Annotated in this window: 14 protein-coding genes; 7 read left to right on the top strand and 7 right to left on the bottom strand. The window is 62.4% G+C overall.

What is annotated here, in order from left to right; translation table 11 throughout:
- Nucleotides 1-151 precede the first annotated feature (151 nt).
- On the bottom strand, nucleotides 152-1033 hold the full coding sequence (locus tag B2Y33_RS21215; protein ID WP_028686363.1) for a LysR family transcriptional regulator: 882 nt from the start codon (nucleotides 1031-1033) through the stop codon (nucleotides 152-154).
- A 133-nt stretch (nucleotides 1034-1166) separates the two neighbouring features.
- Here B2Y33_RS21215 and argC point away from each other — a divergent pair, with 133 nt between their 5' ends.
- Both argC and B2Y33_RS21205 read left to right on the top strand, forming a co-directional pair.
- Complete coding sequence (argC, locus tag B2Y33_RS21210; RefSeq protein ID WP_206405495.1) at nucleotides 1167-2126, top strand: N-acetyl-gamma-glutamyl-phosphate reductase; 960 nt, start codon at nucleotides 1167-1169, stop codon at nucleotides 2124-2126.
- Between the two features lie 61 nt (nucleotides 2127-2187).
- Complete coding sequence (locus B2Y33_RS21205; protein ID WP_027914837.1) at nucleotides 2188-2874, top strand: GNAT family N-acetyltransferase; 687 nt, start codon at nucleotides 2188-2190, stop codon at nucleotides 2872-2874.
- A 44-nt stretch (nucleotides 2875-2918) separates the two neighbouring features.
- Here the strand turns inward: B2Y33_RS21205 and B2Y33_RS21200 are convergent, their stop codons facing one another.
- The 5 genes from B2Y33_RS21200 to B2Y33_RS21180 all read right to left on the bottom strand — a co-directional run bounded on the left by B2Y33_RS21200 (nucleotide 2919) and on the right by B2Y33_RS21180 (nucleotide 7411).
- The gene (locus B2Y33_RS21200; RefSeq protein ID WP_027914836.1) at nucleotides 2919-3674 is read right to left on the bottom strand and encodes an ABC transporter permease; all 756 of its coding nucleotides are present in this window, start codon (nucleotides 3672-3674) and stop codon (nucleotides 2919-2921) included.
- The gene (locus tag B2Y33_RS21195) at nucleotides 3674-4879 is read right to left on the bottom strand and encodes an ABC transporter substrate-binding protein (RefSeq protein ID WP_027914835.1); all 1206 of its coding nucleotides are present in this window, start codon (nucleotides 4877-4879) and stop codon (nucleotides 3674-3676) included. The genes B2Y33_RS21200 and B2Y33_RS21195 overlap by 1 nt, the downstream gene beginning before the upstream one ends.
- Nucleotides 4866-5687, bottom strand: a complete 822-nt coding sequence (locus tag B2Y33_RS21190) for an ABC transporter ATP-binding protein (protein WP_088523438.1) — start codon at nucleotides 5685-5687, stop codon at nucleotides 4866-4868. Before B2Y33_RS21190 ends, B2Y33_RS21195 begins: the two co-directional genes overlap by 14 nt.
- Nucleotides 5684-6748 carry an acyl-CoA dehydrogenase family protein gene (locus B2Y33_RS21185; RefSeq protein ID WP_027914833.1) on the bottom strand — a complete coding sequence of 355 codons (1065 nt, stop codon included), beginning with the start codon at nucleotides 6746-6748 and terminating at the stop codon, nucleotides 5684-5686. Before B2Y33_RS21185 ends, B2Y33_RS21190 begins: the two co-directional genes overlap by 4 nt.
- Nucleotides 6749-6847: 99 nt before the next feature.
- Entirely contained in the window at nucleotides 6848-7411 is a 564-nt protein-coding gene (locus B2Y33_RS21180) for a carboxymuconolactone decarboxylase family protein (protein WP_088523439.1), read from the bottom strand.
- Between the two features lie 102 nt (nucleotides 7412-7513).
- On the opposite strand from B2Y33_RS21180, the gene B2Y33_RS21175 reads away from it, so the two are divergent.
- Nucleotides 7514-8425: an AraC family transcriptional regulator gene (locus B2Y33_RS21175; protein ID WP_027914832.1), complete on the top strand. Its 912-nt coding sequence runs from the start codon at nucleotides 7514-7516 to the stop codon at nucleotides 8423-8425.
- A gap of 211 nt (nucleotides 8426-8636) precedes the next feature.
- A complete protein-coding gene (locus tag B2Y33_RS21170; protein ID WP_049695866.1) occupies nucleotides 8637-10262 on the top strand; it encodes a methyl-accepting chemotaxis protein in 1626 nt (541 codons plus the stop codon).
- 48 nt (nucleotides 10263-10310) lie between these two features.
- On the opposite strand, the gene B2Y33_RS21165 is transcribed toward B2Y33_RS21170, so the two are convergent.
- A complete protein-coding gene (locus B2Y33_RS21165; RefSeq protein ID WP_049695865.1) occupies nucleotides 10311-11717 on the bottom strand; it encodes a purine-cytosine permease family protein in 1407 nt (468 codons plus the stop codon).
- 316 nt (nucleotides 11718-12033) lie between these two features.
- Between B2Y33_RS21165 and B2Y33_RS21160 the strand changes: the two genes are divergently transcribed.
- From B2Y33_RS21160 to B2Y33_RS21150, 3 genes are all read left to right on the top strand, one after another.
- Nucleotides 12034-12519 (top strand): flavin reductase family protein, encoded by a 486-nt coding sequence (locus B2Y33_RS21160; RefSeq protein WP_088523440.1) that lies wholly within the window; start codon nucleotides 12034-12036, stop codon nucleotides 12517-12519.
- Between the two features lie 98 nt (nucleotides 12520-12617).
- Complete coding sequence (locus B2Y33_RS21155) at nucleotides 12618-13658, top strand: LLM class flavin-dependent oxidoreductase (RefSeq protein WP_027914828.1); 1041 nt, start codon at nucleotides 12618-12620, stop codon at nucleotides 13656-13658.
- A gap of 247 nt (nucleotides 13659-13905) precedes the next feature.
- A complete protein-coding gene (locus tag B2Y33_RS21150; protein ID WP_023535107.1) occupies nucleotides 13906-14502 on the top strand; it encodes an amino acid synthesis family protein in 597 nt (198 codons plus the stop codon).
- Nucleotides 14503-14550: the final 48 nt, after the last annotated feature.

Below are 14550 nucleotides of genomic sequence, written 5' to 3'. Positions count from 1 at the left end.
ATTGACGATTCGGGCTGAACGCCTGGGGCTGCGGCGCAGCCCATCGCGGCCCCGCCTGCTTAGCCCATGGCGCAGATACTTGCGCCCTGCCCGTTTTCGGCATTGCTCAACCCGTCATCCCCAGCATTGACCGCTGCTGCGCCTGCCCACGCTACTGACTCAGCCGCTCCAATGCCTGAAGCACATAGTGAGTAGCCTTATCCTGCCTGGCGTCCCGGCAGGCGATCCCCAACTGCCGCCACAACCCAGGCCTCAAGGGTCGACAGACCAGACGTGGGTCTGCCTCCGTTACCTCACCCTCCTGCGGCAGCAACGTGGCACCGTACCCGGCACTCACCAGGCGCTTGATCGCGTCGTTGTAGTTCAGTTCGATGCGTGGCTGTGGGTGCAGCCCGGCCGCTGCGAACCATTCGGAGCAGACCCGCGACAACTGCGTGCTGCTGTCATTGAGGATCAAAGGGCGCTCGGCCAACCACTGAGGCGTGACAGCTGCCGGCGGCTGCCAGTCAGCCGGCATGTAAGCCAGGATGGGGTCTCGGCGCCAAGCAGTGACCGCCAGGCCCTTGCCCGCCACTTGTGGCAAGGCCACCAGGCCGATGTCCAGCAGCCCTTCACGCAACTGCACCAGGGACGCCTGGGAAGTGAGGACCTGCACCTGCACATCGATGCCCGGGTGATCAATGCGCAGGTGCTCAAGCGCCTCGGGCAGCAGGTGCGCGATGGCCCCTGTCGATGCGCCAAGCCGCACACGCCCTGTCAGGCCTTGCACTTGATTGCGCACCTCATCCAGGGCCAGTTCGGCATCGGCAAGCAGGCGCCTGGCGCGCACCAGAAGGGTTTCGCCAATGGCTGTCGGCCGAACCTGGCCGCGTGTGCGGGTCAGCAGCGAAGCGCCCACCCGCGACTCCAGCTCGGCCACGTGCAGGCTGATGGTGGGGGGTGCCAGATTGAGCTGACGGGCTGCCGCCGCAAAAGACCCTAGCTGACTGATCACCACCAGCGTCCGCAGGCGGTCAAGGCTTATTTCACGCACAGTGCCACGGTTTCCTTGAGCTAAACGTCGAAAGGTTCAGAATAGCTGAACGTCCCGGTCATGAAATGTAAATTTTCTTTACGTCTGGCTTGAGCGACGCTGGTGTCCGACCTACTGGCTTGGACACGTGAACATGCATCTACCTCTTGTCTTCATCGATGGCGATCAAGGCACCACCGGGCTGCAAATCCATGCCCGCCTGCACGATCGCAAGGACCTGCGCCTGCTGACACTTGCCGACGCCCAGCGCAAGGACCTCAAGTGCCGCAGCGAGGCCATCAACCGTGCCGACATCGCCATCCTCTGTTTGCCCGATGACGCTGCACGCGAAGCGGTGAGCGTGATCGACAATCCCGGGGTGCGGGTGATCGATGCCAGCTCAGCCCACCGTACCGCGCCAGGTTGGACCTACGGTTTCGCCGAACTGAATCGTGACCAGGCTGCGCATATCGGCCAAAGTACCCGGGTCAGCAACCCTGGCTGCTACCCGACGGGCGCGATCGCACTGCTCGGCCCCTTGATCGCGGCAGGCTTGGTACCTGCCGACTACCCGCTGGCCATCCATGCCATCTCGGGCTATTCCGGCGGCGGGCGCGCAGCGGTGCAGCAGCATGAGCAGCAGGACAATAGCGACGCCTCGGCCGTGCTCATGTACGGGCTGGATCTGGCGCACAAGCATGTGCCCGAGATCCAGGTCCACGCCGGCCTATCGGCCCGTCCCATGTTCATGCCCGCCTATGGCGCCTATCGCCAGGGCATCGTCCTCAGCATCGCCCTGCACCTGCGCATGCTGCCCGGCCGGGTCAGCGCGCAGCAGTTGCAGGCGTGTCTGGAGCAGCACTACCAGGGCGCCCGCCACGTGAAGGTGATGCCGCTGCAAACCCAGGGCACAGCCGAGCGGCTCGACCCCCAGGCGCTCAACGGGACCGATGATCTGCGCCTGGCCCTGTACGCCAACCCCTCGCACGGCCAGGTGCTGTTGACCGCCGTCTTCGACAACCTGGGCAAAGGGGCTGCCGGGGCTGCCGTGCAGAACCTGGACTTGATGCTCTACGCCCTGCGCGCCGACGGCGATAACGGCAAAAACGGGTAGACTGTACAGCCCGCGCACTCATGCTGCGGGCTGTATTCCATTCGCCGGAGCCTGTTTGCCGATGTACATCCTGAGCCGCCTGTCCAGCGTGCCACCCGAGTCGTTCCAGAACCAGATCCGGGAACTGGTCATCCACGAGGTGGGTGAGCTGAGTAGTGTCGCCATTACGCCTGACAACCCGTTGTACCCGTTGTACCAATACGGTGTAGGCATGGAGGTACACCAGTACCTGCAAGCACTCGATGGCACCCGCGGGCTGCGCGTTGCCCTGACGCTGGCGCTCGATGCCGATGCCCCGGATCAGTTACTGGGCTTCGCTCTGGCATTGCCCGCCGACAACGACGACCAGGCCTGCGCCCTGGCTTTTCTCGCTGTAGCGCCCACGTACCGCCGCAAGGGGGTCGCGCGCGCCTTGCTGGCCGACCTGCAGGCTCAGTACAGGTACATCGAGTTGAATGCCTTTGCCCATCAGGTGCCGTGGTTCGAAGTCATGGGCATGCAAGCCGTCTCGGCCAACGGCCCACAGGTACTGATGAGCAGTACCGGTCAGGGCGGTGATGCGCTGATCGGGCGCCTGGACATCGCGCCCATCTACCAGACCACCGAAGTCATGCAAATCCACACCTATCTGCTGAACCAGCACGGCGAGGACGCCATGATCGAGGCCGAACAGCGTCGGGACGAGCGTCTGGATGAGCTAGCCCTTCAGGCTCAAGCCTGTGTGCAGCAACGCCTGACGGTACATTGATCCCCCTGCTCCTGCGCCTGTGACACGGCGCAGGTTGCCCACACTCAGGCATGCACCCAACGGCGATGCAGACCACGGGCCAGCGCATCCAGGGCAAAGCCCAACACCCCGATCAGCAGCACCATGGCCATCAGCTCTGAATAGGCCAGACGGTCGCGTGTATCGAGAATGAAGTATCCCAGGCCTGCGCTCACCCCGAGCATCTCGCAGGGCACCAGCACGATCCACAGAATGCCGATGGCCAGCCGTACGCCTGTGAGCACGTGCCCGATCACACCAGGGACGATCACCTTGCACAAGGTTTCCCAGCGGGTGGCGCTCAGGCTTCGGCTCAGCTGCAGCCAGCGCGGGTCCAGTTGCCTTACACCGGCAGCGGTATTGAGCAGGATCGGCCACAGCGCTGCGAACGCCAGCAGGAAGTAGATAGGTTGGTCGCCCACCCCCATCAGCATCACCACGACCGGCATCCACGACAGCGGCGAGATCATGCGCAGAAACTGAAAAGCAGGTGTAGTCGCCGCCTCCAGGTGCCGGTAGCTGCCCACCAACAGCCCAAGGGGCACGCCTATCAGCAGTGCCAGCACTAACCCGATCAGGATTCGTTTGAGGCTGACCCAGATGTGACCGTACACCTCGCCTTGCCCAAGCAGCTCGATCAGGCTGGTAAAGGTGGCTGAGGGCGAGAAGCGTGCCGACAGACCATCGGGCTGGCCGAAGGCTGCCACCCCCGCCCACCAGACCAGCAGCAACCCCAGCAATCCGGCCAGCCCCAGGCTGGCATGTACCACGTGCTTGCGCATCAGACCGCGAACTCCTCGCTGCGCTCGAAGCTGTCGCCAATACCGAAGACCGAAGGGCCACCGACGCTGGCGATGGCGTTGCGCACAAAACGGTCGTCGACCAGGTCACCGGCCACGTGGGCCGGGTCCAGGTCGGCGAGGAACGCGTTGTTGCCTTCGATCAGGGTGCGCTTGAGCCGGGTAACGAGCTCTTGGGTGTAGCTGGGGTACGGGTACGGCTGGAAATCGATGCGTTTCTCATCCCACTGCTGGTGCTGTATGGCGCCAGTGGCAATGTAGTCGGCACGGTCGCTGGCAGCGGGTGCCAACACCTTGGTCAACACCGCGGGATCGTGCGGGGTGTACTTGTTAGGGCCTGACTTGGACAGCAAGGCAGCCGCCTCTGCCCGGTGTTCGCGGGTCCATTGCTGGGCCTTGACGATGGCGTTGACCACCTTCTGCGACCAGTCCGGCCGGTTGTTCAGGTCGTGCTCGTGCATGAACACCACGCAGCAGGCATGGTTGCGCCAGACGTCTGCGGTGAAGCGCTGCACGCGACCGACCTTGAGGTTTTCGGCCAAGGCGTTGAACGGCTCGGCGACGATGTAGCCGGCGATGCGCTTGCTGGCCAGCGCTGGGGGCATGTCAGAGGGAGGCAGCACCAGCAGGTTGACTTCGTTGGCGGCGAGCGCTGCTGTGGCAGGCTTGGACACGGCGGTCAGGCCGCTGTCGGCGAGCATCTGTTGCAGCACCACGTTATGGATCGAGTACCAGAACGGAATGGCCACGGTCTTGCCACCGAGCTGTTTCATGTCGGTGATGTCCGGCGCTACCGTCAGCCCCGAACCGCCCACGTGGTTCCAGGCCACCACTTTGGCCGGCACCTTGCTTGCGTAACGCGCCCAAACCGTCATCGGTGACAACAGGTGAATGACGTTGACCTGCCCAGAAATGAACGCTTCGATCACCTGTGCCCAGCTGCGCAGCAACACGGGCCGTTCGGCCTTGATGCCTTCGGCTTCGAACAGGCCATTGTTATGCGCCACCAGCAACGGGGTGGCATCGGTGATAGGTAGATAACCGATGCGCACAGGCGCATCGGGTTCTGCGGCGGCGCGCGCCTGCAGGCTGGACAGCAGCGGCAAGGCGCCAGCTGCGGTCAGCAGTGCGCTCATCTTGAGAAAATCGCGACGCGAAGAAGCGCCGCAGCAGTCATCCATGCACATGGACAGCCTCCGAGGGCAACGGGGTGGGTTGAGGTTCGTTTGAGCGGCTTGCCCGCCGAAGGGTTTTGAGAATCTCGATGCGCAAGGCGCCCAATGCCTCGACCTGCTGCGTCCGGGGTTGCAGCAGGTCGACGCGCCATTGCCCGAGCGTGTGCGCTGGGTGGTCGCCCAGTAGCAATACGCGGTCGGACAACAGCAGGGCTTCGTCGATGTCGTGCGTGATCAGGACCGCCGCGGTGTTGTGCGTGGCGATCAATTGCAGCAGCAGTTGCTGCATGTCGGCGCGGGTCACCTCGTCCAGCGCACCGAATGGCTCGTCGAGCAGCAGCACTTCAGGTTGGCGCGCCAGGCAACGGGCCAATGCCGTGCGCTGGGCCATGCCGCCGGAGAGCTGGGCCGGGTACTGGTTGCGCGCATGCTCCAGGCCCACGGCGGCAATGGCATGGTCGACGCGTGCCCGACGCTCGTCTGCGGCAAGCGCTGGCTGGCGAGCGAAGTCCAGGCCGAAGGCAACGTTCTTTTCCAGGCTCAGCCAAGGCAGCAGGCTTGGATCCTGAAAGGCCACTGCCAGGCGCGGATGCGGACCCTGCAGTGGCTGGCCGTGCAACATCACATGCCCACCCTGGGGTTGCTGAAGGCCGGCCAGCACGCGCAGCAGGCTGGACTTGCCGACCCCGCTGGGGCCCAGGATGCTCACCACCTCGCCTGGGGCCAGTTGCAGATCGAACTGCGCCAGTACCTGCTGCCAGCCCTCGGCACGGGGGTAACCCAGGCTGATGCCCTGGGCTTGTAGCACCACGCGGGTCATGCCGATGCTGCCTGGCGGTGAAGTTCAGCGCGCAGTTGCACCAGGCTGGGGGTGACGATGGGCACGAAGGCCGACTCACGCCAGCGCCGAGCGAAGCCTTCGCCGTACTCGCACAGGTAAGCTTTGCCGCCGCTTGCCTGAAGCTCAAGCTGCACGGCATCGGCAGCGCACTCGGCCAGGGTGATGCGCAATTTGAACAGCGCTGCCGGTTGCTCCTTGAAGCGCTCATCGAGCAGCCCCTGCTTGAGCTCGCTCACGGTGTTCTCCAGGCGAGCACCGAGTACCTGCCTGGCTTCATCCAGGAACGAAGCGCGCCCGTGCAGGTGACCCTGGACTTCCTCCAGCGCCCTGCGCGCCAGGCCGATGGCCATGCCGCACTGCAGCCCCAGGAAAGCCGGCCGCACCCGGGGTAGGAATTCACGTGCGTTATCGTGCAGCAACCAGTCACGCGGCAGCTGCACCTGGTGAAAGGCCAGCGCAGCGGTGTTACTCGACTGCAAGCCCATCAGTTGCAGGTCATCTGAGCGCTCAAGACCTTGAGCATCGGACGGAATGGCCAGCACGAAGGGGGCGCCACCGCCTTCATCTTCGATAGCCGCGGCGACAACGAAGCCGCTCTTGCGCAGGTTGGTCACCCAGTGCAACCGCCCTTCCAGGTCCCAGCCATCCTCCAGAGGCCTACCGCGCACCTGCAGTGTCTCGATACCCGAAAGAAACTTCATGGCGTTGGACAAACCCGTAGCGCCGGCCAGTTCACCGCTCAGCAGTGCAGGCAGTAGCCGTTGGCGCAGCCCGGCATTGGGGCTCTGTAGCAGGTACTCGATGAAGGCCCGCTGCCCCCAGCAAACGAAGGCCGTCGCCAGTGAACGGCTGGCAATGGCTGCGATGGCCTCCACGGCATCGGTGATCTGACCACCTGAACCACCCAGGGCAGGGTCAATGCCAACGCGCAGCAGCTGCGACTGGGCGATCTGCGACAGCACCCGTTGCGGCTCGCACTGGCCTCGGTCGATGGCTTCGGCATTGGCATCCAGCCACTGTCCAAATGCGCACTCTTGCATGTGTTCTTGCTCCTTTTGAAACGCCGCGGCCGCCTGGCGACCCGTCCACGGCCAATGGCCGCTCCTGCACCGACCGCCGTGCGGCGGGTTGCCTGCGCCTTATGCAGACGGCTGTTGCCAGCGGTACTTACCCAACTCCTCGTTGAGCGGCGTCTGGGCGAACACATTAGCAAAGTTGCACAGGGTTGCGAGGCTGACGCCCAGAATCACTTCCAGCGCATTGCCCTCGGTGAAGCCGGCGTCACGAAAAGCCTGGTAGGTTGCCGGGCTCACGTCGCCGCGGGTAGCGATGACTTCGCGGGCAAACGCCGCCAGGGTTTCATAACGCGCGTCGGGAAGCTCACCGCGCGCGCGCAGGGCGTCGACCACTTCATGGGGCAGCTTGGCTTTATTCAGGGCCACTGCGGTATGGCCCGCCACGCAGAAGTCGCAACCGTGCTGGGTGGCGGCGATCAACTGCACCACTTCGCGCTCGGCCAAGGTCAGCTCCGACTTACCGTTCAACGCCGAAACGGTGACATAGGTCTCCAGCGCTGCTGGCGCATTGGCCAAGACACGCAGCAGGTTGGGGATGAAGCCCGAGTTCTTCTGGGCGTTTTCAAGAAACGGCTTGGCCGCCTCTGGTGCGGTCTGCAGGTCGTGTAGGGTAATGCGCGAGGACATGGGGTAATCTCCTTTGCCGTGTATCAGTACAGTCTGTTGGTTATAAGAAGTACGCTCCATATTCATCAGTCGTTTTTACTTGCTTCTGAGTGTTTGCCTTAGATGATTTCGTCCAGCCATCTCGTCGAGCGGTTATTAGAAAACCTCGAGCTAGACGCCAGCCTGTTCCATGTCGGCCGTTACTGCGGGGGTTGGCACGCCAGCACCCACGGCATGGGTCACGCCAGTTTTCACCTGGTCGTGCAAGGCGGCTGCTGGCTGCACGCCGATACCCTCGAACAGCCAGTGCGCCTTGAGCGCGGCGACGCCGTGTTCCTGCTGCGTGACGTAAGTTATCGGCTTGCCAGCGAAGCCGATGCAGCGCAGGCCTGCGCCCAACCACGCCAAACCATGCAGCCCCTGGATACCCAAGCCAGCGATGGGGTGGGCCTGGTCTGTGGATTCTTCCATTTCAGCAGCGGCCTCTCGGCACTGATCATCGACGCAATGGCCGACCTGATCATCCTGCGCGCCGAGGATCCCGCTGGCAGCGCTGCACGGGCGTTGTTCGATCTGATCCTGGAAGAATGCCGGCGCGCCAACGGGCCGTCTCAAGTCTTGCTGGAGCGGCTGACGCACCTGCTGTTCCTTTATGCCTTGCGCCAACAGGTGCATGGCGCTCAGCCGCTGGGAGGGCTGATCGCCCTTGCCCGCCAGCCGGCGTTTGCCGACTTGCTCGAACAGTTGATCAAGGCCCCTGGGGCCATCTGGACGCTGGAGCGCATGGCGGCGTGCACGGGCTTGTCGCGGTCGGCGTTCTTCAAGCGTTTCAGCGAGCTGGCCGGGCAGTCACCCGGCCAAGTGCTTTTGGCACTGCGCATGCGCCATGCCAGCCAGCTGCTGCGCGCTGGCCATACGGTCGAGCAGGTTGGCGTCCAGGCGGGGTATCAATCTGTGGCGGCGTTCACGCGTGCCTTCGCCAAGGCAGTGGGTGTTCAGCCGGGGGCGTATCGGCGTCAGCAAGGGCGAAGGTGAAGCCGCTTCCAGCGCCTGCGTGCAGGGCATTGGCGCTAGCATCTCGTTACATTGCATGACTGTCCTACAATAATGGCTTTATGTCATCATCCGCGCGTTTAAGTTCATCGCACTCCCCCTCCCGCCCCATAGCCTCTCCAGAGCCTGGAGCCGTCCCGAACGGCTTGCGCCAACGCGCCTCGCCCCTGCACGCCTTTCCTAGGAGCCTTCAATGCATTTCAGGAACATGAAGATCGGCATTCGCGCAGCCTGCGTGTTTGCCTTGTTGGGCATGCTGATCCTGACCATGGGGCTGGTCGCCCTGTATGAAACACAGCAGATGGATGAGTCCACGGATGAGATTCGCCTGACCTGGATGCCCACCGTCATGTCGCTCAGTGCAATCAACAGCAACCTGGGCCGTACGCGCGCCCTCACCCTGCGCGGTGCATTGGAAGAAGACGCCAGCGAGCGCACCCGCTACCTGAATACGATCCAGAACATCGAACGCGAATTGGACGAAGGCTTCGAGGCCTACGTGGCAACCATCGTGTCCAGTGAAGACCGCGCGCTTTTCGAAACGGCCCGCAGCGCCTACCAGCACTACCACGAGCTTCAGGAGACGGTCTTGGCCGAGCTTTCGGCCGGGCGCATGGACACTGCTCGCCAGCTGATCAACGGCCCGCTGACGGCGCGTGCCGAAACGATGATGCAAGCCATGTCCACGCTCATCGCCTTCAACGCCAAAGGCGCAGAAGCTGCCTCCCAGCTGAGCAGTGACGTGGCCGATGAGGCATTCGTGGCCATTATCACGGCATTGGTGGTGATCCTGCTGGCACTGGTGATGATCGCCTACCTGCTCACACGCAGCATCATCGTGCCGCTGGCCGAGGCCGTCACCGCCGCAGAGCGCGTGGCGGCCAGTGACCTGACCCAACCGATCAAGGCCCAGGGCCGCGATGAGCCCGCCTTGCTGCTGCAAGCCTTGGCCCGCATGCAAGCCAACCTGCGCCAGACCATTGCCCGCATCGCGGCCTCCTCGGACCAACTGGCGTCGGCGTCCGAAGAGCTGCACACCGTGACGGAAGACACCAGCCGCGGCCTGCACCAGCAAAGCGCAGAAATCGACCAGGCTGCCACGGCTGTCAACCAGATGACCGTCGCCGTGGAAGAGGTCGCCAGCAATGCCGTGAGCACGGCGGACGCGTCCAAAGGCGCAGACCGCACGACCCGTGACGGCCGCGATCAGGTCAACCAGGCATTGCAGTCTATCGAGCAGTTGGTCGCCGATGTCACCGGCACGTCGGCACAGGTGCAGCAGCTGGCCAGCAGCGCCAATGAAATCACCCGGGTGCTGGACGTGATTGGCGCTATCGCCGGGCAGACCAACCTATTGGCACTCAACGCCGCCATTGAGGCGGCGCGAGCAGGTGAAGCAGGCCGAGGGTTTGCTGTAGTGGCCGACGAGGTGCGCGCCCTCGCCCACCGTACTCAACAATCGACTGCGGAAATCGAACACATGATCGCGGGCATCCAGAACGGCACCGAACGCGCCGTGACGGCGATGTCCAGCAGTCAGGGTCGAGCGGCCGGTACGTTGGAGGTAGCGCAAGGTGCAGGGCGGGCGCTTGAGGTCATCGCCCAAGCCATCGCCTCGATCAACCAGCGTAACCTGGTGATCGCAAGCGCCTCGGAGGAGCAGGCTCAGGTAGCCAGAGAAGTGGATCGCAACCTGGTCAACATCCGTGATCTGTCCATGCAGACTTCGGCCGGGGCCAACCAGACCAGCGCAGCAGCGCAGGATCTGTCACGCCTGGCGGTAGACCTCAATGCCATGGTTGCGCAATTCAAGGTGTAATCCTCAGAAAGGGGCCGTCCAGCGGCCCCTCCACGTGGAGCCATAGGCTCACTTGCTGACGCTGACCACGCGCCCCACGTTCTGCGCTACCTTGCCACGGGTCGCCAGGCAGTAGTACAGCGGCACCGTCACGAGCAAACCGAACAGCCACGACAGGTCGGCCCCTTCGACGATGTTCGAGTAGGGGCCGACATACAGTGCAGTGTTGGCGAATGGCAACTGCACCAGAATGCCGCAGGCGTAGGCAATGATCGCGTGGTGGTTGAAGCGGCCATAGATGCCACCGTCGGCGCTGAAGATCGAGGCGATGTCGTACTGGCCTTTCTTGATCAGGTAGAAGTCGACCAGGTTGATCGATGCCCAGGGCACCAGCACCAGCAGAAGCGCCAGGATCAGACCGATGAACTGGCCGATGAAGTCGGCCGATGCATTGAGCGCGACCAGTGCGCAGGCCACCAGGATGACGCTGGCCAGGGCCACACGCACCTTGATGCTCGGCGTCCACTGGGCGAAGAACGTCTGAATTGCCGTCACGATCGAAAGCACGGCGCCGTACAGGTTCAGGGCGTTATGGCTGATGATGTTGAGCAGAAACAGCACCATCAGGATCGGCCCGAGCCAGCCGGTCGCCTGCTTGACGGCATCCATTGCATCGGTGCCTTCGGGCACGCATAGCACGGCGACTGCACCGAAGCTGAAGCACAGGATGGTGCCCAGGGTGGCGCCGAAGTAGGTCGCCCAGAATGGACGCGCGATGCCCACTTCACGCGGCAGATAGCGCGAATAGTCGGAGGTGTACGGCGAGAAGCTGATCTGCCAGATCGTGCCCAGTGACACGGTGGCGATGAACCCGGACAGGTTGAAGGCGCCACGGCTGAAGAAGTCGCCCGGCAGTACCTGCGTGAACATCATGATGAAACCAGCCAGCAACGCCGAGCCCATGACCCAGGTGCCGATACGGTTCAGGATGTGGATGAAGCGATAGCCAACGATGCCAATGGCGGTGGCACTCAAGGCGCCGATCACGATCGCGCCGGGCATAGGGACCATGGGTGCGATGCCGTGGATCGTCTTGCCTGCCAGTACGATGTTGGAGATGAAGAAGCCCACGTAGATCAGCGCGGTGAAGAAAACGATCAGCAGCGCGCCGTAGCGTCCGAACTGCCCCCGGCTCTGCACCATCTGCGGGATGCCCAACTGCGGCCCTTGTGCAGAGGCCAGGGCAATCACCACGCCTCCGAGCAAGTGCCCCAGGACGATAGCGATCAGTCCCCATAGCAGGTTCAGGTTGAACACCTGGATCACCATGGCGCCGGTGACGATGGGCAGTGGTGCAATGTTGGTGCTGAACCAGAGGGTAAACAGGTCGCGCGCCTTCCCATGGCGCTCGGCAGGTGGAACGTAATCGACCGTGTGATTCTCGACAAACTGATGTTGCGACGACGGTTGGGACATGATTTTTAGCTCGAAAGGTCGTTTTTATCGTTGTAAGGAAACCGCATCTAGGCGGCCTCTCAGCTGAAGACCATATTATGGTATTCCAAGGTTTTGACAATACTGATCCGTATTTCAAATTGTCAGCTGATACGATTTAGCGAGTACCGCAATTCGTTCGTTTACGCGTGTACCCCTTTAACTGCGCGGCTTTGAACCATTCATCGCAGTGTTAGCCAAGCCGAAAAATGTGCTTGCAAAAAAGGTATTACGGTATACCATCAGACACATCAACGATAAAAACCGCGGCCCACCGCAGCTTTAAGAGGTACATCAGATGATCGACGCAACCGTCTACAAGAACGTCATGGGTTCCTTCCCTTCTGGCGTTACCGTCATCACCACCCTGGACGACGACGGCTCGGTTGTTGGCTTGACCGCCAGCGCCTTCTCATCCCTGTCGATGGACCCTCCCCTGGTGCTGTTCTGCCCCAATTACACGTCCGACTCCTACCCGGTGCTGATCAAGCACAAGCGCTTTGCCATTCATTTGTTGTCCGGTAACCAGCAGGCCGAAGCCTATGCTTTCGCCAAGAAGGGCAAGGACAAGGCGGCCGGTATCGAGTGGTCGTTGAGCGCGCTGGGCAACCCCATCCTCGCCGGCGCTACCGCCGTGATCGAATGCGAGCTTTGGCGCGAGTACGAAGGGGGTGACCACGCGATCATGGTCGGCAAGGTCCACAACCTGATCGTGCCGGAGCAAGCGCCGCTGCCGATGGTGTACTGCCGCGGAAAAATGGCCAGCTTGCCCGCGCTCGCCTGATCTCTGCACCGCTGAACGCACTTGGCGGGAAGCAATGTTCTGCTCGCCGCGATACCCGGCTTTACGCCGGGTGACACAACCAGTCCGAGGAATGCCCCATGAAATTTTCGTTGTTCGTGCACATGGAACGTTGGGATGAACAGGTCAGCCACCGCCAGTTGTTCGAAGACCTCACCGAACTGACCTTGATGGCCGAAGACGGCGGTTTCAGCACCGTGTGGATCGGCGAACACCACGCCATGGAATACACCATTTCGCCAAGCCCCATGCCATTGCTGGCTTATCTGGCGGCGCGTACCGAGAAGATCCGCCTGGGCGCCGGCACCATCATCGCCCCGTTCTGGAACCCGATCCGCGTCGCCGGCGAATGCGCTTTGCTCGATGTGATCAGCAACGGGCGCATGGAAGTGGGCCTGGCCCGGGGTGCCTATCAATTCGAATTCGATCGCATGGCCAATGGCATGCCAGCCACCGATGGCGGCAAGGCACTGCGCGAGATGGTCCCGGTGGTACGCAAACTGTGGGAGGGTGACTACGCCCATGAAGGCGAGGTGTACAAGTTCCCGACCTCCACCAGCGTACCCAAGCCGTTCAATGCTACGCCGCCCATGTGGATCGCGGCCCGCGACCCTGACTCGCATAACTTCGCCGTGGCCAATGGCTGCAACGTGATGGTCACGCCGCTGATGAAGGGCGACGAGGAAGTGCTGGACCTTCGCAACAAGTTCCAGGCCGCCCTGGACAATAACCCCGACGTGCCTCGCCCACAATTGATGGTGCTGCGCCACACCCACGTGCACAGCCCGGCAGAGCCGGACGGCTGGAAGGTAGGGGCCAGCGCGATCTCTCGTTTCTACCGCACCTTCGACGCCTGGTTCGGCAACAAGACCACGCCGGTCAATGGGTTCCTGGAGCCCAGCCCGGAAGCGAAGTTTGCCGAAGTCCCTGCCTTCGAACTTGAGAACATCCGCAAGAACACCATGATCGGCACCCCGGAAGAAATCATCGCGCGCATCAAGTACTACCAGGAGCTGGGCGTCGACGAATTCAGCTTCTGGTGTGACAACAGCCTGCCCCACGCTGAGAAGAAAAAATCGCTGGAGCTGTTCATCAAGGAAGTGATCCCGGCGTTCACCTGAATCCCATTACCTGATTTCTTGCGGGACATGCCCGCTCGCGTGGGCCAATTGGCACCGCGCGAGCGGGTTTTTTTCAGCCCAACGTTAAGTGCTGCGCCGCTTGCTTGATACAGATGCGATGCAGACCTGCACATCAGCTCACCTTTCGTCCCGGCTGGATGAGAAAACACCACGCAGTGCTTGCAGAACAAATATTATGGTATACCATCAGACAACAAGATCTGATCACACCGTACAGGAGCCCCCCATGAGTTTTGAAATTCGCAAGATCGTCACCTACTCCGAAGAGACGCGTATTGAAGGTGGCAAGGCCACTGACAAGCCGGTCACCATGGTGGGCCTGGCGGTGGTCATCAAAAACCCTTGGGCTGGCCGTGGCTTCGTCGACGACCTTAAGCCCGAAATCCGCGCGCATTGCTCGGAACTGGGCGCGCTGATGGTCGAGCGTCTGACCGCCGCCATCGGTGGTGCCGACAAGATCGAGGCCTACGGCAAGGCTGCAGTGGTGGGCGCCGACGGTGAAATCGAACACGCTTCGGCCGTCATCCATACCCTGCGCTTCGGCAATCACTATCGCGAAGCCGTGCAGGCCAAAAGCTACCTGAGCTTCACCAACAAGCGTGGTGGCCCTGGCACGTCGATCCAGATTCCGATGATGCAAAAAGACGACGAAGGCCTGCGCTCGCACTACATCACCCTGGAAATGCAGATCGAGGACGCACCTCGCGCCGATGAAATCGTGGTAGTTCTTGGCGCTGCCGATGGCGGCCGCCTGCACCCGCGCATTGGCAACCGCTACATCGACCTGGAAGAACTGGCGGCCGAAAAGGCCAACGCTCAATAACAACAATCAAGCCGGGCCTGGGCGTGGCGATTCTTCCACCACGCCCGA

The organism is Pseudomonas sp. UBA5666 (assembly GCF_002420785.1).
Classification (GTDB): domain Bacteria; phylum Pseudomonadota; class Gammaproteobacteria; order Pseudomonadales; family Pseudomonadaceae; genus Aquipseudomonas; species Aquipseudomonas fulva.
This window is presented reverse-complemented; position numbering and strand designations above follow the sequence as displayed.

Excerpts from the sequence above, each read along its gene's own strand:
- B2Y33_RS21155 (WP_027914828.1), top strand. The coding sequence starts at position 12,618 with ATGAAATTTTCGTTGTTCGTGCACATGGAACGTTGGGATGAACAGGTC.
- B2Y33_RS21185 (WP_027914833.1), bottom strand. The coding sequence starts at position 6,748 with ATGCAAGAGTGCGCATTTGGACAGTGGCTGGATGCCAATGCCGAAGCC.
- B2Y33_RS21190 (WP_088523438.1), bottom strand. The coding sequence starts at position 5,687 with ATGACCCGCGTGGTGCTACAAGCCCAGGGCATCAGCCTGGGTTACCCC.
- B2Y33_RS21160 (WP_088523440.1), top strand. The coding sequence starts at position 12,034 with ATGATCGACGCAACCGTCTACAAGAACGTCATGGGTTCCTTCCCTTCT.
- B2Y33_RS21165 (WP_049695865.1), bottom strand. The coding sequence starts at position 11,717 with ATGTCCCAACCGTCGTCGCAACATCAGTTTGTCGAGAATCACACGGTC.
- B2Y33_RS21180 (WP_088523439.1), bottom strand. The coding sequence starts at position 7,411 with ATGTCCTCGCGCATTACCCTACACGACCTGCAGACCGCACCAGAGGCG.
- B2Y33_RS21175 (WP_027914832.1), top strand. The coding sequence starts at position 7,514 with ATGATTTCGTCCAGCCATCTCGTCGAGCGGTTATTAGAAAACCTCGAG.
- B2Y33_RS21195 (WP_027914835.1), bottom strand. The coding sequence starts at position 4,879 with ATGTGCATGGATGACTGCTGCGGCGCTTCTTCGCGTCGCGATTTTCTC.
- B2Y33_RS21170 (WP_049695866.1), top strand. The coding sequence starts at position 8,637 with ATGCATTTCAGGAACATGAAGATCGGCATTCGCGCAGCCTGCGTGTTT.
- B2Y33_RS21205 (WP_027914837.1), top strand. The coding sequence starts at position 2,188 with ATGTACATCCTGAGCCGCCTGTCCAGCGTGCCACCCGAGTCGTTCCAG.
- argC (WP_206405495.1), top strand. The coding sequence starts at position 1,167 with ATGCATCTACCTCTTGTCTTCATCGATGGCGATCAAGGCACCACCGGG.
- B2Y33_RS21150 (WP_023535107.1), top strand. The coding sequence starts at position 13,906 with ATGAGTTTTGAAATTCGCAAGATCGTCACCTACTCCGAAGAGACGCGT.
- B2Y33_RS21200 (WP_027914836.1), bottom strand. The coding sequence starts at position 3,674 with ATGCGCAAGCACGTGGTACATGCCAGCCTGGGGCTGGCCGGATTGCTG.